Below are 22,920 nucleotides of genomic sequence, written 5' to 3' on the forward strand. Positions count from 1 at the left end.
CCGGAGAGGCGACATGACCTACAGCCTTGGAGTCGACCTCGGAACCTCCTTCGTCGCTGCGGCGGTCGCACGGCCGGCCGAGGTCGCGATGGTTCCGCTCGGGGATCAGTCGGTGGTCGCGCCCGCGGTGGTCTCGGTGCGGCCGGACGGCAGCATCGTGGCCGGCGACGCGGCAGAGCGCCGCGCGATCAGCCAGCCCACCCTGGTGGCCCGGTCGGTCAAGCGCCGCCTCGGCGACCCGGACCCGGTCAGGCTGGGCGACGTGTCGTACCCGGTGGCCACCCTGCTCAGCGCGCAGTTGCGGGACGTCGTGCAGAAGGCGGCCGACCGGGAGGGCGGGCCCCCCGAGCAGGTCGTGCTCGCCCACCCGGCGACGTGGACGCCTGCGCGTCGCGCACGGTTCGAGGAGGTGGCACGGGCCGCGGGGATCCACGCGCCGCGCCTGGTGACCGCCGCCGAGGCCGCCGCCCACTACGCCGCCCGCGGTGGGACGTCCGACGGGCGGGTCGTCGCGGTCTACGACCTGGGCGGCGGGGGCTTCGAGGCGACGATCGTGCGCACGGGGCCCGGCGGGCCCGAGATCCTGGGCACCCCGGAAGGGGTCGAGGGCTTCGGCGGCGCCGACCTCGACGAGGCGATCCTGTCCTACGTCGACGACGCGGTGGGCGGCGCGCTCGCCCGACTCGACAGCAACGACGCGCGGACGGCCGTCGCGCTGGCCCGGCTGCACCAGGACTGCGTGCTGGCCAAGGAGAACCTGTCGCTGGACACGGAGACCGTCGTGCCCGTCTTCCTTCCCGGACGGCACTTCGAGATCCGGCTGAACCGCACGACCTTCGAGCAGATGCTGCGTTCCCCACTCGAGGCGACGGTCGACGCTCTGTCGCGGACGGTCCGGTCCGCCGGGCTCACCCCTGCGGACGTGGACGCCGTGCTGCTCGTGGGCGGCTCGACGCGCATCCCCGTCGTCGCGGAGACGGTGTCGCGGGAGTTCGGCAGACCGATGCTGGACGGCGTGCACCCGGTGCACGTCGTGGCGCTCGGTGCGGCATTGCTCGCGAAGGCACCGGCGCCCTCGGTGACGGCAGGGTGGGTCGTTCCCATCGACGCGGCGCGCACCGCACCGCGGACGGCAGCAGGTCCCTCCGACGACGTGGCCGCCGGTACGCGGGAGCGGGCTGCGGCACACGTGGCACGCAACGGGGCCGGGGCGGGTGACCAGCAACCCGGCGGCACGCCCTCGACGACCGCGGACGCGCCCTGGTTCGACACGACGCGAGGCAGCGCTCCGGAGCCCGCCGCACCCCCGTCCGACGACCTCGGCGCCCACGATCCGCCGCCGGCCGTCGAGTTGCCCCGGTTCGGTCCGGCGGACGCCACAGGGTGGCCGGAGCCGGTGGCCGACAGCCCGGGCCTCGCGCCCGCGCCCCGCTCGGCCTTCGTGCCCCCGCCGGTCCGGCCGGTCGCGCCCGTCCCCGCTCCCGCCCCGCGTGGCGGCGGCGGTGGCACCGTCGTGATGGTCGTCGGCACCCTCCTGGCGGTACTGATCCTCGTGCTGGTGTTCGTGCTCGCGCCGTAGACGCGTACCCGGCCGGAGCCCTACCCCGGTTGCCGGTAGGGGCACCCCCACCGCCGGACGGCGGGCAGCATCCTCCGCTCGGTCGGAGGGTCAACCCCACCCGTATTTCGGGGGCTGGCTTCCGCCGCCGAGGGGGGCCGCTCCATCGTCGCGGCGACGCGGAAAGGCCACGCTTGTCGCAGTGCACGGGAGCTCGCCACGCGAGCACACCGTGGAAGCGGACCCCCGAAAGGCACCGAGATGTTCAGCGCATACACCGACTACGCGATCGGCCTGGCCATCGACCTGGCCGCGATCTTCCTGCTGGCCTACGTGTTGTACTTCCGCCGTCATCGGCGGGCGGACCTGTTGCTCGCGTATGTGGCGTTGAACATCGGGATCTTCGTCGCGATCTCGTTGCTGACCACGGTGCGGGTGGATGTCGCGCTCGGTTTCGGGCTGTTCGCGATTCTGTCGATCATCCGGTTGCGGTCGAGCGCGGTCACCCAGCAGGAGGTGGCGTACTACTTCATCGCGCTGCTGCTGGGTCTGGTGAACGGGCTGGATCTGCCGGACCGGCGGTTCGTGGTGCTGATCAACGTCCTGTTGCTGGGGGCGATGGCGATCGTCGACAGCAAGGCCCTGCGGGAGCGCACCCGGCGTCTGGAGGTCCACCTCGACACGGTGCACGCCGACGACGCGTCGTTGGTCGCGGATCTGGAGCGCCGGCTGGGTGGCACGGTGCTGCACCACGAGGTCAACGACGTGGACTACGTGCGTCAGACGATGCTGGTGGATGTGCGGTATCGGGCGGGCACGCACCCGGTGCTGGCGCCGGTGGACGAGCGTCAGGTGCAGGTGACGCTGGATGTGGTGCACGCCGACGACGCGGCTCTGGTGGCCGATCTGGAGCGGCGGCTGGGTGGGCAGGTGCTGCGTCAACTGGTCAAGGACATCGACTACGTGCGCGACACGATGGAGGTCGAGGTGACCTACCGCGTGTGGGCTCCGGCCGCGTACACCGGCTACCCGGCCTACGACGGCCCCACCAACGGCTACGACGCACAGACGGGTGCCCGGTCGTGAGCGCCTCCGTCCTGGCCTTCGCCCCCGCCGCCCGCGCCCCGCAGGCGAGCCCGGCCGAGCAGGCCGTGGCCTCGGCCGCCGCACTGGTCGACCCGATCGGCCTGGACGAGCTCATGGAGCTCGCCGAGCTGCAGACCCGGGTGGACCGCAAGTACTTCGTGCCCGCCGACGTCTTCCGGCGGATGATCGCGGAGCTGGCCGGGGAGCTGCGCGTGCTCGACATCGACGGCAAGCGCACCTTCGGCTACGAGTCGGTCTACTTCGACACCCCGGACCTCACGACCTACCGGGCGCACGTGCAGCGGCGCCGGCTGCGCTTCAAGGCCCGGACCCGCACCTACACCGACAGCGGGCTCTGCATGTTCGAGGTCAAGCTCACCGGGGCGCGCGGCGAGACCGTCAAGGAGCGGGTGCCGCACCCCGAGCAGTACCGCGCCGAGCTGACCGAGGACGCGCTGGCCCACCTGAAGGCCACGCTGTGCGAGGCCTACCGCCAGGACCTCCCGGAGGGACTGCAGCCCACCCTGGTCACGACGTACCGCCGCACGACGTTCGTGTCGCGCACCGGGGAGGCCCGGCTGACCTGCGACTCCGGGCTGCGGTGCCTCGACCTGCACCACGAGGTCCGCGACACGGGCACCCACGTGCTGGTGGAGAGCAAGTCCGGCGGCCAGGGCGGCAGCGCGGCCGACCGGATCCTGCGCGAGCTGGGGGTGCGCCCGGCCTCGGTGAGCAAGTACTGCGTCGCCGTCGCCGCCCTGCACCCCGAGCTGCCGTCCAACCCGTGGCACCAGACCCTGCGCCGTTACTTCCAGCCTCTCCAGGCCGCCGCGGCCTGAGCAGCACATCCGGACGAGGAGCAGAACATGCCGACATCGGAGGCCCGGCGCGCGACGCCACGGGCCATCACCGCGATCGCGGCGCTTGCTGCGTCGGCCCTGCTCGCAGGGTGTGGCATCGGCGGTACGTCACCGTCGGAGGGCGCCCCGCCCGGGCCAGGAGGGGGAACGGCGGTCCAGACCGTCGCGCCGGTGCCTCCGGCGGCCGAAGACGGGCCGACCACGATGGTCATGGTCATCCGCCACGGCGAGAAGCCGGACGGCGAGGAGCCGGGCGTCGACGCCGCGGGCAACGTGGACGACAGCTCGATGACCCGGGTCGGCTGGGACCGGGCACACGGCCTCGTCGACCTCTTCGATCCCGCACAGGGGACACCGAAGCCGGGGCTCGTCCGCCCCAAGACGATCTATGCAGCCGGCGTGACCGACGACGGCGAAGGCCAACGCACCCGCGAGACCGTCGACCCGCTCGCCGACAAGCTCGGCATCACGGCGGAGACGCGCTACGGCAAGGGCCAGGAGGAGGAGCTCGTCGAGCACGTCCTCGCGCAACCGGGCCCGACACTGATCTCCTGGCAGCACAGCCAGATCCCCATCATCGCCGAGGCCTTCCCCTCGGTCACGCCCACCCCGCCGTCGGAATGGCCGGACGACCGGTTCGACGTCGTCTGGACGTTCACCAAGACGGCGAACGGCTGGCACTTCGACCAGGTACCCGAACTCGTACTGCCCCAGGACGTCGCGACCGTGATCGAGGACGACGAGGACGCCTGATCGTCGACGTATCCCACGGCGTCCGGACGGACGCGACTGCTCATCGATCGGAGATAAGGGCGGGGACGCACAGTCCCCGCCCTTATCTCTGTCCCGGACGTCCACGGATAGGGGAAAAGCCCCTACCCGTGGACGGGGGAGACCACCCCACCCTTCGGGGGCGCGCACCATCGTTGCGGGCCCGCCCTTCCAGAACGCTTCAGCGACCGGCCGGATCAGCTCCGGCGGCTCGCATCCGATGACACGAAGAACCTGGAGAGCGCGGACATGAGCAGCCGCATCGACCTCGATCCCACACACCGCAGCGGTTCCGCGGCGCTGCCCCCGCTGGTGTGGAAGTTCGGCGGGACCTCCGTCGCCGACCACGACCGCCTGCGGGCGGTCGCCGAGCGGATGGTGGCCGCGCAACGGACCGGACGCCGGGTGGTCGCCGTGCTCTCGGCGATGGGCAAATCGACCGACGACCTCGTGGAGATGGCCTACGGCATCTCGGCCCGCCCGCCACTGCGCGAGCTCGACGCCCTGCTCTCGGTCGGCGAGTCGATCTCGTGCGCACTGGCCGCCATGGCCGTGGCCGAGCTCGGTTCACGGGCCGTGTCGCTCACCGCCCGGCAGGCCGGCATCGCCACCGACGGCGCGCACGGCAATGCGCGCCTCGTCGCCGTCGAACCGCAGCGCATCCACGACGAGCTGGCCGACGGGGCGATCGTGCTGGTCACCGGCTTCCAGGGCGTCTCGGCCAACGGCGACGTGACCACGCTGGGCCGGGGCGGATCGGACGCGTCGGCGGTAGCCGTCGCGGTGGCCCTCGGGGCGGACAAGTGCGAGATCTTCACCGACGTGCCTGCGGTGTTCACCGCGGATCCCCGAGTCGTGCCCGACGCGCGCCGGCTGTGCTCGATCAGGCACGAGGAGATGCTCGAGATGGCCGAAGGCGGTGCGGGTGTCATGCAGCCGCGGTCGGTCGAGCTCGCGCTGTCGCACGGCGTGGACATCCACCTGCGATCGAGCTTCAGCGCCGAGGAAGGCACGTGGATCCGCCGTGAGACGGACGGGTTGGAGTCGGCCGGGTCCACGGCCGTCGCCGGTGTGGCCCACCGCCGGCAGGAGAGCCTCTACGCGGTCGACGGGGTCGGCGCCGGTGCGGTCGTGGCCGCATTGGCCGAGCGGGGGATCGCCGTGGGGGCCGTGGTCCCCGAGCCCGCCAGGGTCCGGTTCACGGCACCGGGAGCGGAGCAGGCCGAGGTGAGTGCGGCACTGGACGGCGTCGGCGCGGTGAAGGTCGACCAGGGGCTCGGCTCGGTGTCCGTCGTGAGTCTCGGGATCGGGAGAAAGCCCGAGATCGTCGCTGCGGCGCTCGGCGCGCTGGAGGACGCCGACATCGTGCCGCAGCTGGTCACCACGACCGCCGGTCGGGCGACCGTCCTGGTGGCGTCGTCCGAAGTGGACGACGCGGTGCGGCTGCTGCACCGGATCTTCTTCCCGGCCGCGGCGGAGACGTCCGTGCCGCTGCAGTCGGCCGCGGACGCCGCCTGAGCAGGTCCGGCCGCCGGACGGTGGGGCTGTCCCTACTTCGGTCGGGGGGTGCGGACCACGGGTCCGGGGGAACGCACCATCGATCAACACGGGCTCCGGCGGCAAGGTCGTCACCAGCACGAACGACCAGCACGACCCCCGAGGAGCCATCGTGACCGCCACGTTGCAGGACACCCGCCGACCCACCCCGGGCGAGGACGGGCCGGCCGTCCTGGTCGCGCCGTACTACGCACAGGGCTCGCGGACCCGCCACGGCGAGCGCCTCGACCACGTCTTCGAGGAGCGCTGCGACTGGATGCGTACCTACGGGCGCGTCGACCACCTCGCGGTCGACGCCGGCGACGTCACCCTGACCTTCGGTGAGCTCGACGAGCACGCCAACCGGCTGGCCCGCCACCTGCTCGCCGGTGGCGCCCGGCCGGGCGACCGGATCGCGCTGCTGTTCGACAACGCCGTGTACTCCTACGTCGCGATGCTCGCCGTACTGAAGATCAATGCGGCGTACGTCCCGCTCGACGTCGGCTTCCCTGCCGACCGCATCGCCTACATCGTCGCCGACTCCGGGTCGCGCCTGGTGCTGTCGTTGTCGCACGTGCGCAACCGCGTCGACGGGCTCGAGGGCTTCGCGCCCGCCCTGCTCTACGTCGACCAGGCGGCCGGAGACATCGCGCGGCGCAGCGCCTCCCGGCTCACCGACGCCGAGCGCGGCGCGCCGGTCGAGGACCTCGCCTACCTGATCTACACGTCCGGCACGACCGGCAGGCCCAAGGGCGTCGCGATCGAGCACACCAGCATCTGCAACTTCGTGCGGGTCGCCGCCGAGGTCTACGGCGTCCGCATGCAGGACCGCGTCTACCAGGGCATGACGATCGCCTTCGACTTCTCGGTCGAGGAGATCTGGGTGCCGTGGGTGGCCGGGGCCACGCTGGTGCCGAAGCCGTCGGGCTCGAGCCTGCTCGGCCTCGACCTCCACGCGTTCCTGGCCGAGCGCCGGATCACCGCGCTGTGCTGCGTGCCGACGCTGCTGGCGACCATCGAGGACGACCTGCCCGAGCTCCGGTTCCTCCTGGTGTCCGGGGAGGCCTGCCCGCAGGACCTGATCGCCCGCTGGCACCGGCCGAACCGCCGGTTCCTGAACGTCTACGGCCCGACCGAGGCCACCGTCACCGCGACCTGGACCGAACTGCACCCGGACCGCCCGGTGACCATCGGCCAGCCGCTGCCCACCTACACCACGGTCATCCTCGACCCCGAGAACCCGTTCCACGCGCTGCCCTACGGCGAGATCGGGGAGATCGGCATCGCCGGGATCGGCCTGGCCACCGGCTACCTCAACCGAGACGACCTGACCGACAAGGCGTTCATCCCGGACTTCCTGGGCATCGCCGGCAACCCGTCCGGCCGGATCTACCGGACCGGTGACCTCGGCCGGGTCAACGCCGAGGGCGAGATCGAGTACCTCGGCCGGATCGACCTGCAGGTGAAGATCCGCGGCTACCGCATCGAGCTGACCGAGATCGAGTCGGTGCTGCTGCAGGTGCCCGGGGTCGCCGCGGCAGCGGTCGACACGTTCGAGCCGGTGGAGGGCCAGAAGGAGCTGGTCGGCTACTACAGCGTGCGCAGCGGGGCCGGTGAGCTGGACAAGAACATGATCACTGCGCACCTGCGCGAGCAGCTGCCGCCCTACATGGTCCCCGCCTACCTCGAGCAGCTGCAGGCGATCCCGATGACCCCGCAGGACAAGATCGACCGGCGGGCCCTGCCTGCGCCGAGTTCCCGGCGCGCGGGCGGGCCGGCAGGCGAGCACGTCGCCGCGGGCAGCAACACCGAGAAGCTCCTGGCGGACGCACTGGCGCGCACGCTCGGCCTGGACGCGGTCTCGGTGACGAGCAACTTCTTCGACGACCTCGGCGCCAACTCGCTGCTGCTGGCGACGTTCTCGGCACTGGTGCGCAAGGAGACCTCGCTGCCGGCGCCGTCCATGCGCGAGATCTACGGCAACCCCACGATCCGGGGGCTCGCGCAGTCGATGGGCGACGCGGGCGCGGAGCCCGCACCGGTCCGGACCGGAACCGTGGTGCGGACCAGCACCGCCGCCTACTGGATGTTCGGCACCCTGCAGCTGCTGTCGTTCGTCGGTGCGTCGCTGCTCGGCGTCTGGCTCCTGGTCACCGGCCTCACCTGGTCGTACTCGGCGCCCACGACCGTGGCGACGGTCGAGCGCTCGGCGGTCTTCGGAGCCGCCACGTTCCTGGCCTCGTGCGTGCTGCCGGTCGTGGCCAAGTGGCTGGTGATCGGCAGGTTCCGCCCGCGGGAGATCCGCCTCTGGAGCTTCTCGCACTTCCGCTTCTGGGTGGTCAAGACCCTGATCCGGACCAGCCCGCTCGCCGCCATGGGCGGCCCGGTCTACACCGTCTACCTGCGTGCGCTCGGTGCCCGGATCGGCCGCGGCACCACGATCCTCAGCGGCACCGTCCCCGTGGCCACCGACCTGATCAGCATCGGCGCCCACACGATCATCCGGCGCGACTCCTCCTTCAGCGGGTACCGCGCGGTGCCCGGCAAGATCCAGTTCGGCCGGGTGCACATCGGCGACGACGTGTTCATCGGTGAGAAGACCGCGCTGGACATCGAGTCGTCCGTCGGGGACGGCGCCCAGCTGGGCCACACCTCCTCGGTGCACTCCGGCCAGCACATCCCCGCCGGGCAGCGCTGGCACGGTGTCCCCGCGGAGCCGACCAGCGTCGACTACCGCGTCATCCCGGGACGCCGCGGTGGCGGTGTGCGCCGGTTCGTCTACGGCACCCTGCAGCTGCTGACCGCGCTGACGATCTTCCCGCTGATCAGCGCCGCGGTCGTCGCGGCGGCGAGCCTGCCGTCGGTCGCCCCGGTGGTGCAGGGCGTGCTCGGCGACGGGCACGGCATGCTGCTGAACCCGGCCTTCTACGGCTGGATCGCCGCCATCACCGCCGCACTGTTCCTGCTCGGCACCCTCGCCGGGCTGCTGACGATGATCATTCTGCCGCGGCTGCTGAGCGTGTTCGTCCGTCCGGGCGCGGTGCATCCGCTGTACGGCGTCCGCTGGATCGCCGCCCAGATGATCACGCGCCTGGGCAACTCCGAGTTCTACATGACGATGTTCGGCGACAGCTCCGTCGTGGTGCACTACCTGCGGGCCATCGGCTACCGGATGCCTCGGCTGGAGCAGACCGGCTCCAACTTCGGCACCGAGCTCAAGCAGGACGCGGCGCTGCTGACGACGATCGGCTCCGGGACCATGGTCTCGGACTCCCTGTCGGTCATGAATGCCGACTTCTCGGCCGACACCTTCCGGATGTCCCCCATCGCGATCGGTGCGCACTGCTTCGTCGGCAACAACATCGCCTACCCGGCCGACGCCCGGATCGGGCAGAACGTGCTGCTGGGCAGCAAGGTGATGGTCCCGATGGACGGCCCGGTGCGCAACGACGTCGGGCTGCTCGGCTCGCCGTGCTTCGAGATCCCGCGCACCGTCGCCCGCGACACCGAGTTCGACCACCTCAAGGAGCCGGGCGCGCTGCGCACGCTGCTGCGCCGCAAGAACCGGCACAACGCCACCTCCATGCTGCTGTTCCTGACCGTGCGCTGGTTCCAGACCTTCACCGCGTTGTTGAGCCTGTTCGCCGGTGCCGACCTCTACTACCTGCTCGGGATCTACGGCCTCACCGCCGGGATGGTGGCGGGCATCGTCCTCAACGTGCTGTTCGCCGTTCTCGTCGAGCGGCTCGTGATGGGGTTCCGGGGTCTGCGGCCGCGGTTCGTGTCGATCTACGACCCGTACTTCTGGCGTCACGAGCGGCTCTGGAAGCTGGGCTACACCAACGCCCTGTTCAACGGCACGCCGTTCAAGAACGTGGTCTGGCGGATGCTGGGCGTCCGGATCGGGCGCCGGGTGTTCGACGACGGCTGCTCGATCCCGGAGAAGACGCTGGTCACGATCGGCGACGACGCGGTGCTCAACGCGGGCAGCCTCGTGCAGTGCCACTCGCTGGAGGACGGCAGCTTCAAGTCCGACCACACGGTCATCGGAGCCGGCGCGACGATCGGGGTCGACACCTTCGTGCACTACGGCGTGACCATGGGCGAGGGCTCGCTGCTGGAGACCGACGCGTTCCTGATGAAGGGCGAGTCGATGGCGCCGTTCGCGATCTGGCGGGGAAACCCGGCGACCGAGGTGCGCGTCTGCGCCACACCGACGGCCGCGCCGACCGTCCCGCTCAGGATCGTGCAGTCACCGCCGGCGCGGCAGGCCCCGGTGCCGCAGGCTCCCGTCCGTCAGCCGGCCGGTCCGGCCGGCCCGCCACGGCTCCGTCCCGTGGCTCCGCAGGCCCGGCCCGCCGTCATGCCCCCCTCACCGCGACCCGTGCGCGCGGCCGCCGCGGTCCGTCCCGGGCACGTGCCGTTCATCGACTTCCTTGCAGGCGCGGGCATTGCGTCGACCGAGGGCGGGAACGCCCCCGCCCGCGGGCCGGTCGTGCGGCGCGACGACGTCCTCCGCAACCTCGCGGCCCGCGGCGAGCAGATCGCCGGACGGCTGGCCGGACTGGCCCACCACCCCGCTGTCCGACAGGTCCGGGGCGCGGGCCTGATGTGGGAGATCGAGCTCAACGCGCCCCGTGACGGCCGCACCGCGACCGAGCTGGCCGAGGAGGTCCGGTCCCGGGCGCTGCACGGCGGGTTGATCGTGGGGCTCGGTGGCCGGGACGGGCACGTGGTGCGGATGCTGCCGGCGCTCGACGTGCCGGCCGAGGTCGTCGACATGGCGATGTCGATCCTCCTGTTCGCCATCGAGGGCGCCCACGTCGGAGCCCTGAAGGCGGGATGACCCGCTGCCCGGCCCGGGGCGGGTTCTCCCTACCTCGGGTCGGGGGAGTGCTCCCGGCGGCGGGGGGAGCACACCATCGATCGCCGGAGTTCCCGCTGACAGGCTCGTGACCAGCACGAACTCCCACCTCGACCTCAGGACTCCGCCATGAACCTTCCCGTCACCGCTGCGAAGCCGGCCCACCCCTCGGTGGTCACGGCGCTCCCGGGTCCGCGTTCGGCCGCGCTGCTCGCCCGCCAGGAGAAGCGCGAGTCGAACGCCAGGACCTACCCCCGGCACTTCCCCTTCGCCGTGGCCGAGGCCTCGGGCAGCTACATCCGCGACCTCGACGGCAACGTCTTCATCGACTTCCTGACCGGTGCCGGTGTGCTGTCACTGGGCCACAACCACCCCGAGCTGGTCGCGGCCGCCACCGAGCAGATGGGGATCTTCACCCACGGGCTCGACATGCCCTCGCCGGCCAAGGACGCCTTCACCGAGGCGCAGCTCTCGATGCTGCCCGCCGGCATGCGGGACCGGATGAAGATCCAGTTCTGCGGCCCGACCGGAGCCAACGCCGTCGACGCCGCGCTCAAGCTGTGCAAGACCGCGACGGGGCGCGGGGGCATCGTGTCCTTCCAGGGCGGCTTCCACGGCAGCAGCCACGCGGCGATGGCGGTGACCGGCAACGTCGGCCAGAAGCGCCCGATCACCAACGGCATGCCGGGCGTCAGCTTCTTCCCGTTCTCGTCGTGCAGCCGCTGCCCGCTCGCGCTCGACCCCGAGACGTGCCAGACCAACTGCGTCAGCTTCCTGGAGCGCGCCCTGCGCGACCCGAACGGGGGCCTCGAGCTGCCGGCCGCCGTGATCATGGAGATGGTGCAGGGCGAGGGCGGCGTGATCCCGGCCCGCAAGGAGTTCGTGCAGCGCGTACGACGGCTCACCCGCGAGCTGAACATCCCGCTCGTCGTCGACGAGGTGCAGACCGGCTGTGGCCGCACCGGGACGTGGTTCGCGTTCGAGGCCTACGACATCGAGCCCGACGTGATCATCGCCTCCAAGGCGCTCTCGGGCATGGGTCTGCCGGTGGCGATCGTGCTCTACGCCGAGGAGCTCGACACCTGGGCGCCCGGTGCGCACACCGGCACCTTCCGGGGCAACCAGCTCGCCTTCGCCGCGGGCACCAGGACGATCGAGATCATCCGGCGCGACGACGTGCTGGGCAACGTCAGGGCCCGCGAGGACCAGATCCGCGGCAGGCTGACCGAGGAGCTGGCCGGTCATCCCGCAGTGCTCGAGATCCGCGGCAAGGGCCTCATGTGGGGGATCGAGCTCACGGCCCCCGGGGACGGCCGCACCGTCGCCGAGCTGGCCGAGGACGTGCAGGCCCGGGCCCTGCGCAGCGGGCTGATCCTCGAGCTCGGCGGACGCGACGACTGCGTCGTGCGGATGTTGCCGCCGCTCAACGTCACCGCCGAGGTCGTCGATATGGCGCTGACGATCCTGCTGCGCTCCGTCGAGGACGCCTACTCCGACGTCGCCCTGGCGGCCTGAGCCCTCGACCCCCGCGACGCGTCCCCTGGACGCCGTCGCCCCGGGCACCCGAGGATGGCGGCGATGCGTCCACCCCTGACGGTCCGCGGCCCGGCTGCCGCCGCTCTCGCCGCCACGGCGCTGGTGCTGCTGCCCGGTACCGCGGCCGCCGACGTGACCGTGGCCGCGTCGCACGCGGCGTCGGGGGCACGCGACGTGACGATCACCTTCCGGGTGACCGACGACGACCCGGCCGTCCCCGTCACCCGGCTCGAGGTGTTCCTGCCGACGGCACGCCCGCTGCTCGGCGTCGTGCCGACCGCACCCACCGGCTGGATCGGCCGGGTCGGCACGGCACCACCGGCGGCGCCCCTCACGGTGGACGGCGAGCCGGTCGCCGAGATCGCCACGACGGTGACCTGGGAGGGCGGCGCCGTGCCGGCCGACGGGTACGCGGTGTTCCCGATCGACGTGGACCGGCTGCCCGACGGCGCGGGGCCGCTGCGCTTCCACGTGATCCAGACCTCTGCCGACGGCACGACCGTCGAGTGGTCCGACCTCCTGCCGTACGGGGCGCTCGCGCCGCAGCACCCGGCGCTCGTCGTGCCGTACGTCGACGCCCCGCCCGCGCTGCCGGAGGTGCCGGGCCACCACCACGGTGCCGGGACCGAGGTGCTCACCGTCACCGGCCGAGCCGGGTCGGGGTGGTGGACGGTCGGGCTCGCCGGCGTCGCCGGTGCGCTCGTCGCCGTGGGCTCGGTCGCGCTGGGCCGACGGCAGCGGCGGCGGTTCGCCGCCCTCGTCGACCGGGACCGCCGCTCCTGACCGGTCAGCCGGCCAGGTCGACCACCGTCAACGTGCCGCTGTTCAGGTTGCTGACGTAGCCCTTGGTCCCGTCCGGCAGCACGGCGATGCTGGTGGCCGCCTCGCCGGTGGGGATGGTGGCGGTGACCTTCCAGCCGTCGACGGCGATGACGGTCATGGTGTCGCTGTCGACGTTCGTCACGTACATGTGCTTGCCGTCCGGCGCCCAGGTGACGTCCTGCGGGTGCGTGCCCACGGGGACCGTCGCGGTCACCTTCTCGGCGTTCGTGTCGATCACCGTGACCGAGTTGCTGTCGTAGTTGACGTTCGCGACGAGCGGCTGGGTCGGGTGCACCGCGATGCTGTGCGGGCTCTGCTGCACCGGGATCTCGGCGATCACGCCGCGGGTGGCGGTGTCGATCACGCTGACGAGGTTGGACTCGTGGTTCGCCGTGTAGGCCTTCGTGCCGTCCTTGGAGAAGTCGACCCAGTGCGGGTTCGGCTTGACCCGGATGTCGGTGACCAGGCTGTTCGTCTTGGTGTCGATGACCGACACGGTGCCGGAGTCGTGGTTCGGGACGTAGATCTCCGACCCGTCCGGCTTGACGGCCAGCGCGTAGGGCCGGGTACCGACCTTGATCGTGGTGACCACGGTGTTGGTCTGGGTGTCGAGCACGGCCACGCGGTTGATCGAGCGGTCCGGGTCGTTGAAGATGCTGACGTAGAGGTGCGAGCCGTCGGGCGCGAACGCCAGGTACTGCGGAGGGCCGTCCGGCATCGGGATCGTCGCGACGACCTTGTCGACCGCGGTGTCGACGACGGTGACGACCCGGGCGGCGCGGTTGGCGATGTAGGCGAACGTGCCGTTCGGCGCGATGGCGACGAAGCCCGGGGTGTTGCCGACCGGGATCTCCCCGGCGATCGCCGGGATCGGCCTGCTCGGCTCGATCTCGAGCTTCGCCTCGGCGGGCCGCTGAGCGGGCGGCGGCAGCACGACCGCGGGCGGGGTGTTCGGCGTCGCCGCGGGGTCGCCGGTCGGGCGGAGAAGGAGGAAGGTGACCGCTCCGACGAGCAGCACCAGCACGGCGATCGCCGCGCCGACGATCGGCCCGCGACGACGGGGTGAACGGTTCGTCGGAGGTGTCGGTGGCGGCGGTCCGCCGAACCGGTGCCCTCCGCCCGAAGCCGGAGTGACGGTCGCGGGCGGGGTCCATCCGACGTGCCCGTTCCCGGGTCCCGATCCGTTCACCGGTGGCGGCGGGTTGTCGCGGTACGGATCCGCGGGATGCGGGGCGGACGCCGGTGTCTCCGGCCGGGCGGCAGCCTCGACGGACCCGAACGGCGACGTCGTGCGTCCGCCCTCGGGTGCACCGGCCCCGATCCACCCGGTACCGAACGCCGCAGCGGGGGCCATGGCGCCGACGGGCGCCGGTTCGGTGGCCGCGGGGGGCGCGGTCGGCGCCGCGGCCGGGGCGGTCGACGGGACCTGGGCGGGCGGGCTCGGGGCGTAGCCGACCGCGGATGCCGCCGAGGGCGCGTTCGTGTTCGCCGCACTGAACTCGGCGGCGAGTGTGGCCGCGCCGAGCGCGACGGCGTACTTGGGGTGTGCGTCGACGAGGGTGGGCCGGTTGAGTGCCGCGGTGATCATCTGGGCGACGAGGGGGATGCGGGAGGAGCCCCCGACCAGCAGGACCGCGTTGAGGTCGGTGGGCTCGACCCGTGCGGAGCGCAGGGTCCGGGTGAGCGCGCCGATCGTCGACTCGATCTGTGCCCGGATCATGTCTTCGAACTCGCTGCGGGTGAGGCGCACGTCGAAGTGCCGGTTGGGCAGGAACACCGGGATGGCCGCCTCGGTGTCGACCGAGAGCGCCTCCTTGGCGGCGATGCAGTCCTGGCGCAGCCGGGCGAGGGCGATGCCGGTCTGCGGGTTGCTCAGGTCGAGCTCGCTGAGCGCGCCGCCGGAGCTGAAGTTGATGTGGGCGAGGATGGCGTCGTCGAAGTCGACGCCGCCGAGGCGCTCGATGCCCTCGGGGCTGCCCAGGATGTCGATGCCGACCGCGCGCTTGCGCAGCACGGTGGCGTCGAAGGTGCCGCCGCCGAGGTCGTAGACGGCCACCGTGTCGCCGTCGCCGAGGTGGCGGGCCGCCGCGTAGTGGGCTGCGGCGGCCTCCGGCTCGGTGATCATCCGGGCCTGCGGGACGCCCGCGATCTGCGGGACCTCCTCGAACAGCTCGCGCCGGTAGGGGCCCCAGTTGGCGGGGTGGGTGAGGACGACGTCGCGCGGCGGTGCGCCCTCGGTCTCGGTGACCTTCGCGACGGTCTCGGCGAGGAGTTCGGCGAGCAGTGCGGTGACGGCGTGCGGCGCGCCCCCCAGCATCACCGGTGTGGGGTCGCCCAGGCGGCGCTTGAACTCCCGGGCCACCCGGTCCGGGTTGCTCACCGCCCGGCGGTTGGCCGCCTCGCCCGTGACGAGGGACTCGTCGTCGCGGGCGTAGACCACCGCCGGCGTGACCACCGTCCGGTCGCCGAGGGTGACCATCTCGACTCTCGACCCGCGGGCGACTGCGGCCGCGACGAAGGTCGTGCCGAGGTCCACCCCCAGGCTGTACGCACCCACGCCGTCCGACACGGTCGTCGCCTCCCTCAGAGCCCCTGATGATACTGAGAACCAGGGGTAGGTTCGAGATACCGAGGCTTTCTGTTATCAACCTATTGACACGCGCCGATTCATTTCGATACGGGTTGCCGCACTATCAGGGTGGGGATAACCCTACCTCCACCGGGGGGCGACCCTCTGTGTCCTGTGGTGTCAGGCCGCCAGACTCGCGGTATGGCCCTCGACCCCGCGCCGCTCGTCCTCGGCGACGACGTGGCGCGCCTGCGGCGGACAGCCCGGCGGCACTGGGCGGCCCGCCGGGACCTGGAACGCCGCCTGCACGACGGCGCGGCGTTGCGGGTCTCCGCACTGACACTGCGCCTGGGCCTGCTCCGGCACCTGCATCCCGAGGGGGAGCACGAGTTCCGGGTCGCCGTCGAGGGCCTGCAGGACGAGCTGCACCTGGTGTTGCAAGAGCTGCGTGACATCGCAGGGCGGCTCTACCCCCCGCTGCTCGACGAGGCCGGGCTGGGTCCGGCGCTCCGCGAGGCCGCGGGGCAGTGCACGGCCCCGGTGCGCATCGACGCTCCCGACGATCGCTTCGGGCCCGACGTCGAGGGGGCCGTGTACTTCGCGGTGCTCGGGTGCCTGCCCGACGGGGAGGCCGGGCCGGTCGAGGTCGTCATCCGGCACGAGGCCGACGACCTCGTCGTGCTCGTCTCGGGCGTCGACCCCTGCCAAGCTGTCACCGTCCACGACGGCGTCCGCCTTCTCGGAGGCACCGTCACGATGGGCGGTCCGGCGGAGGACGTCTCGACGGATGCCATCTCGATCACTGTGAGGATCCCATGCGCGTAGCGCTCGCCGAGGACGGTGCCCTGTTCCGAGAGGGCATGCTGATGCTGCTGAAGGCTGCGGGACACGAGATCGTCGCGTGCGCCTCGGGCGGCGACGAGCTCGTCGCGATGCTGCGCACCCGCCCCGCGGACGTCGCGATCCTCGACATCCGGATGCCGCCCGAGCCCGACGGCGGTCTGGTGACCGCCGAGCGGTTGCGGGCGGCCCATCCCGACATGGGGCTGCTGTTCCTGTCGCACTACGCGGAGTCGCACTACCTCATGCGCATCCTCGAGATCGGCACCGACGCGATCGGCTACCGGCTCAAGGAGAAGGTGGGCAGCGTCGAGGTGCTGTCCGACACGCTGACGCGGATCGCCGAGGGCGAGATCGTGATCGAGCCGATGCTCGCCAAGCGCCTCGTCGAGCGGCCCCGCGCGGAGCGCAAGGACCTCGTCTCGGCGCTGTCGGAGCGCGAGACCGACGTGCTGCGCCTGATGGCCGAGGGCCGGTCGAACGGCGGGATCGCCGGGCAGCTGTTCGTCACCCCGAAGGCCGTCGAGAAGCACATCGCGAACATCTTCGGCAAGCTCGGTCTGCACCCCGACGTCTCGGAGGACCACCGCCGGGTTCTGGCGGTGCTGACCTACCTCCGCTCCCAGCGCGACGGCGAGTGACGGCGCTTCCGTGAACCGTGCCCTCACCGCGAGGCTGCTGCGGCTGCTCCTGGTCGCGGGGTGGACCGGCACGGTGTTCGTGTTCCTGGTGCTGCTCCTCGACCGCGTGGCGGGGGAGGGGCAGCGCCTGCTGCTGCCGTTCCTCGCGGCAGGGACGGCGGCCGTCGGGCTCGTCGCGGCCCGCGAACCCCTCGACCGGCTCGTCCGCGGGCTGACCCACCACCGGCTCACCACGCCGTACTCGGTGCTGGCCCAGACGACGGCGCGGGTCGGCGCCGGATCGCTGGAGGAGGCGTTGCCGGGCCTCGCGCAGGTTCTCGCCGAGGGCACCGACGCGCAGCGCGCCGTGGTGTGGCTGGTGGTAGACGACCGGCTGGTCGCGACGGCGACCTTCCCGGCCGACGGCCGGCCGCCGGATGTCGCGGACAACCTCGCCGTACTGCTCGCCCGGCCCGACACCGACCACGTGGTTCCGGTGCTCGACGGGACGGAGCTGCGGGCGGCGCTGGCGATCGGGAAGCCGGACGCGCCGATCACCCCGGCCGACCAGCGCCTCATGCAGGACGTGGCGGACGGCGCCGGGCTCCTCCTGCGCAGCGTGCAGCGCCGGGTCGAGCTGCAGGAGCGCGTGCGTCAGGCCGACGAGCTGGCGGTGCAGCTGCGCGAGTCGCGGCGGCGGCTGACCCGCGCGCGCGAGGTCGAGCGGCGACGGCTGATCGGCGAGCTCTCCCACGCGACGACGGACCGGCTCGACGCCCTGCACGGGGCGCTCGACGAGGCCGTCGACGGCCTGCGCGCGGACTCCGACGCCGCGGCCACCGGCGGACCGCCGGAGACCGTGGATGCGCTGAGCCGGGCGCGGGTGGCGCTGGACGAGCTGCTCGACCGCTTCCGGGTCATCGCCCGCGGCGTCTATCCCGCCGTGCTGCGCGACCAGGGGCCCGCCGCCGCCCTGGACGAGGTGATCGCCGACCTGCCCCGGTCGGTCCGGCTGACCGGTGAGGTCGCGGAGCGCCTGGGGTGGGAGGTGGAGTCGGGCATCTACTACCTCGCGGCCGCGGCCGTGACGCACCTCGGCGACCGCCCGGCCCGCACCGAGTTGCACGTGCACCTCGAGCACCACGACGAGCGGCTGTCGGTGCGCGTGGACGACCCGGAGCTCGGGCCGGGCTCCGCGGTTGCGCTGCGCGGCGAGCTGGCGGGCGACATCGAACGGCTCGCGGCGCTGGGCGGCGATGTCGACGTCGCCGAGTACGCGGCGGGGGTCACGATCGTGGCGTGGCTCCCGGATCGGCTGGAGCCGCTCGTCGGGTCCGGGACCGGCCCGTGACGGGGACCGTGTCGTCGGTGGTGCGGACCGTGCCCGGAACCCGCGCCGCCGCCCGTGACGGGCTCGCCGCCCGTGTCGCCGTCGTCGTCCTGCTCGTCCTCTGCAGCGCGGTCTCGCTCGGCTGGCTCGCCGTGGGTGCCGTGACGGCCGCCGCGCAGTACTCGCCCGCGGTGGCGCGGTCGGTCGGCGCGGCGGCGGCCGCGGGCAGCTCGTGGGCCCGGGCCGTGGCCGCCGCCGCCCCGGCGAGCGAGCCGCTGAGCCAGGCGGTGCTCGACTACGGGTTCAGCGCGGTGAACCTGGTGCTCGCCGGCGTGCTGCTCGGCGCCGGGCTGCGCGGCCGGGCGATGCGGACCTGGCCGATCCGACTGCTCGCCGTCGCCCTCGTCGGTTCGGCCGGGGCGTTCAACCTGCAGGCCCACGCCGCTGCGCGGGCGATCGAGACGGCGACCGGGCTGGCCCTGAGCGGCGTGCACCAGGTGGTGCTGCACGGGGTCGCCTGCGCCGCCTACATCGTCGCTCTGCTCGTGTTCCCCACCCCGTCGTGGGACGGGCTGCCCGGCGCCCGGCACGCACGCGGGGGGCTGGCCGTCGTCGGCGTCGTCACGTTCCTGCTCGTCGGACTGGGCACGGCGGTGCTCCCGCACACCACGAGCTGCGTGCTGTTCTTCGGGTTCCTCGTGCCCGCGGTGGGACTGGTCGTCCTGCCGCGGCGGGTGCGGCGCGGCCCGGGAGCCGAGGCGCGGACGCAGGCCCGTCTGCTGTTCAGCACGCTTGTCGGCGGGTTCGCGGTCGCGGTGGTACTCGGCGTCGTCACCCTGCTGCTGGGTCTGCTCGGCGAGGCGCCCGGCCTCACCCTGGTCGACCCGACCGCCCACGCCCAGATGGACCACGGCGCCGCGTCGACCGCCCCGATCGCCCTGCTGTTCTGGTTCTCGCGGCTCGCGTCGGCCGCCATCGCGGTCGTCGTGCTGGTCGCCACCCGCCACGACCGCCTGTGGACCGCGGAGCGCTGGTTCAGCCGCGGCCTCGTGGTGCTGCTCGTGATGGCGGTCGGGGGCGGTGCGTTCGTGGTGCTGCGTACGGTCACCGTCGGGGTCCTCGGCGTCGGCGGGGCGACGGCCCTGGCGACCGTGCTGGTCGCACTGGTGTTCGGGCCGCTGTACGTCCGCGGCGAGAGGGTCGTCGACCGGTTGCTGTACGGGACGCGGCCTGCGCCCTACCGCGTGCTCGCCGACGTCACCGCGTTCACCCGGTCGACGTTGCCGTCGACGGCGGCGGCCGCCCCCGACCTGACCCGGGTGGCGGAGGCCGTCGCCCATGGTCTCGGTGCGAACGTCTGCCTGCTCACCGTGCGGCGGCCGGGGCTGCGCGACCGCACCTACGAGTGGACCGACCCCACCGCGGGCTTCGGGACGTGGGACCTCGTCGAGGTGCCGGTGAGGCACGGCGCCGAGCAGGTCGGCGTGCTCGCGGTCGACCGCCAGGCCGCGGCCGGCCTGTACGCCCACCGCTCCCATCTGCTCACCGATGTCGCCGACGGCCTCGGGGTGGTGCTGGAGGCCAGCCGATCGGGGATCGAGCTGGAGCGGCAGCTCCGCGCCGCCCTCGCGCACGCCGAGGAGATCGCCGCATCACGCCGGCGGACCGTCGCCGAGATGGACGCCGAGCGGCGGCGGATCGAGCGCGACCTGCACGACGGGGCGCAGCACCACCTGGTGTCGTTGCGGCTGACGCTCGGCCTGGTCGAGCACCAGGTGGCGGGCGGCGAGCTGGACCAGGCCCGCGAGTGGTTGGCCAAACTCGTCGGGCAGCTGGCCGACGTCGAGGCGGTGCTCGCCGCGACCGCCGACGGGGTGTCCTCGCTCGTCCTGGCGGAGAAGGGTCTCGTGGAGACGCTGCGGTCCGAGCTCGGTGCCACGCACCCGCCGGTCGGGTTCGACGACGGTGGGATCACATCCGGCCGACGCTTCCCGGCCGACGTGGAGGCTGCGGTGTGGTTCTGCTGCGCCGAGGCGGTCGGGAACGCGCGCAAGCACGCCCAGGGCGCGCCGATCAGCGTGGGGCTGGCCGAGCGCCGTGGTGCGCTCACCTTCACCGTCCGCGACGAGGGTCCCGGGTTCGTGGTCGACGCCACCGACCCCGGTGGTGGGCGGGGCATGCGCAACATGACGACGCGCCTGTCGGGGGTCGGTGGGCACGTCGTGGTCCGGTCGGTGCCGGGGGAGGGCACCGCCGTGACGGGCACCGTGCCGCTTCCCGCGGAGAGCGCGGCCGCTGCTGCGCCGCCGCCGGCGGCACCTCCGCGGGAACCCGCACCGCCTATGGACTCGGCACCCACCGGAGCCCGTGCGTCCCACCCGGATCCCCCGACGGACCCGATCCTCGTCGTCGAACCGATGTCCGAGCCGGTGCGGGCCGTCGACGAGCCGACGAGCCTGGGCGGGCAGGTGCGCGAGCTGCTCCGATGGGCCCGGGCCGCCTACCGCGACAGCCCGGCCGAGGGCCGTCTCGACGACCTGACCCACCGGCTGGGCGAACCTCTGCGGATCGCCGTGCTCGCCACCGTCGACGACGCCCGCCACATGCTCGTCGAGGCCCTGATCGGCACACCGGACGTCCCCCGCCCGGTCGACGGCGTGGCGGGGCCGGTCCGATACGCCTTCGGCGACCGGGGCGTCGAGAGTGGGCCGGACGCGGTGGTCGTCACCCTCCCCGCGCCGTCCCTGCGGGCGATGACGCTGATCGACACTCCCGATCCGGCTCTGCTCGACGGACCAGCCGACGCACCGGTGGCCGACGCCCTCGTCCTGCTCCTGCACTACGGACGGCCCGCGGACCTGACGCTGCTCGACCAGCTACATGCAGCCGGACACCGCGGGGCGATCGCGGTGCTGGCGGTGGCGGACCAGACGGGGGCGGCGGCGGAACAGGCGGTGCGGGAGTTCGGCGACGACCCCGCCGTCCGGCGGGTCTGCCACGCCGTCGTCCCGGTGGCACCGGCCACGGCCGTGGCCGCGGCGCGCCTCGGCGACGACGAGCACGAGTGGCTCGAGCAGTGGGTGGCGCGTGCACCGGAGCCGTCCGGAACGGAGCGGTCCGCGGGTGACGGGGCGGTGCCGTCGTCGACGGTGACGGAGGTGCCCGTGGCCGCGGCCGACGACGGGTCGGAGATCGCGACCGCGCTGCTCGACCGCCTCGGCCCGCTCGGCGCCCGCCGGGCGCTGAAGCTGGTGCGCGGCGGCGAGGGGGACACCCGCGCGGCGCTCGCGGGTGCGCTCGTCCGGCACAGCGGACTGGGAGAGCTGCAGGAGCTGATCGGCTCGCGGTTCCTGAGCCGGGCGGACGCGCTGCGCAGCCGGACGGTGCTGGCCGGGCTCGACGCGCTGATCCGGACGACGCCACCCGAGAGCGACGCCCACCGGTTGTCCTACCAGCTGGAGCGGGTTCGGGCCGGTGCCCACGAGCTGCGCGAGATCGAGCTCCTCGACCTGCTGCGCTGCGGCGGCCTGAACCTGCCCGACGAGCAGCGGTCCGCGGCCGAGCGGCTGCTCGGCGCCGACGGGGACGGTGTCCGCGACCGACTCGCCCTCGCCGCCGACGCGACGGCCGAGCAGGTGCGGGAGGCGGCGGCCCTGCAGGTGGCCCGGTGGCGGCAGATCGCGGACCACCCCGTCGCCTCGACGCGCGTCCGCGATGCGGCCCACGACCTCGTGCGGACGTGTGAGCGCCTGTCGGCCGGGACCGAGGTCGCCGCTCCGCGGTGAAGGGGCAAGAGTGTCGAGCAGGAACGAACGAGGGGGAAGACGATGACGATGACGATGACGATGACGATGACGATGACGACGTCGCAACTGCGCCGAGGCCTGGGTGTCCGGCTGCCGATCCTGGCCGCGGCCGCACTACTGGCCGGGGGCTGTGCGTCCGGGCAGCCGGCTGCATCCGCACCACCGCCGTCCGCCGCCGCACCGAGCGCCAGCGCTGCGTCGACCGCGACCGCCGACGACACCGATGCCGACGGCGTCCTCGCCCCGCCGGACCGCGCGAGCAATGCGTTCACCTACAACCCCGCGCTGGCTCCCGACGGGGCACGGGTCGACGTGGAGGTCGACGACCGCGGCGGTACGACCGAGGTCCGGCTCGACGTCGAGGGGCTGCTGCCGAATCGCGGGTACGCCGCGCACGCGCACGCCAACGCGTGCGGGCCGACCGGCGACGTGGCCGGCCCGCACTTCCAGAACCAGGTCGACCCCGCCGCGGCGCCCGGCAAGCCCTCCACCGACCCCGCCTTCGCCAACCCGCAGAACGAGATCTGGCTCGACCTGCGCACGGACGGCGACGGCGACGGCGAGTCGCGGGCGGAGGTGCCGTTCGCGTTCACCGACCGGGCCCCCGCGTCGATCGTGATCCACGAGGCCGAGACGACGGGCACGGCACCTGGACAGGCCGGCAGCGCCGGTGCTCGCCTGGCGTGCGTCACGGTGCCGTTCCGTTAGCCCGCGGGTCGACG

At 73.0% G+C, this 22,920-nt stretch carries 14 protein-coding genes; 13 read left to right on the forward strand and 1 reads right to left on the reverse strand.

Annotated features, from left to right (window positions below; all coding sequences use genetic code 11):
• Positions 1-13: 13 nt before the first annotated feature.
• The 8 genes from RM445_RS12590 (at position 14) to RM445_RS12625 (ending at position 12,994) form a co-directional block, all read left to right on the forward strand.
• Positions 14-1,579, forward strand: a complete 1,566-nt coding sequence (locus tag RM445_RS12590) for an Hsp70 family protein (RefSeq protein WP_311556395.1) — start codon at positions 14-16, stop codon at positions 1,577-1,579.
• Positions 1,580-1,819: 240 nt separating this feature from the next.
• Positions 1,820-2,644, forward strand: coding sequence for a DUF4956 domain-containing protein (locus tag RM445_RS12595; protein WP_311556396.1), 825 nt, complete (start codon positions 1,820-1,822; stop codon positions 2,642-2,644).
• Positions 2,641-3,483 carry a polyphosphate polymerase domain-containing protein gene (locus RM445_RS12600; protein ID WP_311556397.1) on the forward strand — a complete coding sequence of 281 codons (843 nt, stop codon included), beginning with the start codon at positions 2,641-2,643 and terminating at the stop codon, positions 3,481-3,483. Before RM445_RS12595 ends, RM445_RS12600 begins: the two co-directional genes overlap by 4 nt.
• A 27-nt stretch (positions 3,484-3,510) precedes the next feature.
• Entirely contained in the window at positions 3,511-4,257 is a 747-nt protein-coding gene (locus RM445_RS12605; RefSeq protein ID WP_311556398.1) for a hypothetical protein, read from the forward strand.
• Between the two features lie 267 nt (positions 4,258-4,524).
• A complete protein-coding gene (locus RM445_RS12610) occupies positions 4,525-5,793 on the forward strand; it encodes an aspartate kinase (protein WP_311556399.1) in 1,269 nt (422 codons plus the stop codon).
• 151 nt (positions 5,794-5,944) lie between these two features.
• On the forward strand, positions 5,945-10,657 hold the full coding sequence (locus RM445_RS12615; protein ID WP_311556400.1) for a Pls/PosA family non-ribosomal peptide synthetase: 4,713 nt from the start codon (positions 5,945-5,947) through the stop codon (positions 10,655-10,657).
• A gap of 147 nt (positions 10,658-10,804) precedes the next feature.
• Positions 10,805-12,190, forward strand: coding sequence for an aspartate aminotransferase family protein (locus tag RM445_RS12620; protein ID WP_311556401.1), 1,386 nt, complete (start codon positions 10,805-10,807; stop codon positions 12,188-12,190).
• A gap of 63 nt (positions 12,191-12,253) precedes the next feature.
• On the forward strand, positions 12,254-12,994 hold the full coding sequence (locus RM445_RS12625) for a DUF1775 domain-containing protein (protein ID WP_311556402.1): 741 nt from the start codon (positions 12,254-12,256) through the stop codon (positions 12,992-12,994).
• A 4-nt stretch (positions 12,995-12,998) separates the two neighbouring features.
• Here the strand turns inward: RM445_RS12625 and RM445_RS12630 are convergent, their stop codons facing one another.
• Positions 12,999-15,602, reverse strand: a complete 2,604-nt coding sequence (locus tag RM445_RS12630) for an Hsp70 family protein (RefSeq protein WP_311556403.1) — start codon at positions 15,600-15,602, stop codon at positions 12,999-13,001.
• A 201-nt stretch (positions 15,603-15,803) separates the two neighbouring features.
• On the opposite strand from RM445_RS12630, the gene RM445_RS12635 reads away from it, so the two are divergent.
• From RM445_RS12635 to RM445_RS12655, 5 genes are read left to right on the forward strand one after another with little or no spacing between them, the layout of a single operon-like run.
• Complete coding sequence (locus RM445_RS12635) at positions 15,804-16,427, forward strand: histidine kinase (protein ID WP_311556404.1); 624 nt, start codon at positions 15,804-15,806, stop codon at positions 16,425-16,427.
• Positions 16,418-17,083: a response regulator transcription factor gene (locus RM445_RS12640; protein ID WP_311556405.1), complete on the forward strand. Its 666-nt coding sequence runs from the start codon at positions 16,418-16,420 to the stop codon at positions 17,081-17,083. Before RM445_RS12635 ends, RM445_RS12640 begins: the two co-directional genes overlap by 10 nt.
• 10 nt (positions 17,084-17,093) lie before the next feature.
• The gene (locus tag RM445_RS12645; protein WP_311556406.1) at positions 17,094-18,413 is read left to right on the forward strand and encodes a sensor histidine kinase; all 1,320 of its coding nucleotides are present in this window, start codon (positions 17,094-17,096) and stop codon (positions 18,411-18,413) included.
• Entirely contained in the window at positions 18,410-22,177 is a 3,768-nt protein-coding gene (locus RM445_RS12650) for an ATP-binding protein (protein WP_311556407.1), read from the forward strand. The genes RM445_RS12645 and RM445_RS12650 overlap by 4 nt, the downstream gene beginning before the upstream one ends.
• A 42-nt stretch (positions 22,178-22,219) precedes the next feature.
• On the forward strand, positions 22,220-22,906 hold the full coding sequence (locus RM445_RS12655; protein ID WP_311556408.1) for a superoxide dismutase family protein: 687 nt from the start codon (positions 22,220-22,222) through the stop codon (positions 22,904-22,906).
• The last annotated feature ends 14 nt before the right edge of the window (positions 22,907-22,920 follow it).

The sequence above is a fragment of the Pseudonocardia charpentierae genome (assembly GCF_031845345.1).
Lineage (GTDB): Bacteria > Actinomycetota > Actinomycetes > Mycobacteriales > Pseudonocardiaceae > Pseudonocardia > Pseudonocardia charpentierae.

Coding starts and splice junctions, on each gene's coding strand:
- RM445_RS12590 (WP_311556395.1), top strand. CDS start 14: ATGACCTACAGCCTTGGAGTCGACCTCGGAACCTCCTTCGTCGCTGCG.
- RM445_RS12595 (WP_311556396.1), top strand. CDS start 1,820: ATGTTCAGCGCATACACCGACTACGCGATCGGCCTGGCCATCGACCTG.
- RM445_RS12605 (WP_311556398.1), top strand. CDS start 3,511: ATGCCGACATCGGAGGCCCGGCGCGCGACGCCACGGGCCATCACCGCG.
- RM445_RS12610 (WP_311556399.1), top strand. CDS start 4,525: ATGAGCAGCCGCATCGACCTCGATCCCACACACCGCAGCGGTTCCGCG.
- RM445_RS12620 (WP_311556401.1), top strand. CDS start 10,805: ATGAACCTTCCCGTCACCGCTGCGAAGCCGGCCCACCCCTCGGTGGTC.
- RM445_RS12625 (WP_311556402.1), top strand. CDS start 12,254: ATGCGTCCACCCCTGACGGTCCGCGGCCCGGCTGCCGCCGCTCTCGCC.
- RM445_RS12635 (WP_311556404.1), top strand. CDS start 15,804: ATGGCCCTCGACCCCGCGCCGCTCGTCCTCGGCGACGACGTGGCGCGC.
- RM445_RS12640 (WP_311556405.1), top strand. CDS start 16,418: ATGCGCGTAGCGCTCGCCGAGGACGGTGCCCTGTTCCGAGAGGGCATG.
- RM445_RS12655 (WP_311556408.1), top strand. CDS start 22,220: ATGACGATGACGATGACGATGACGATGACGATGACGACGTCGCAACTG.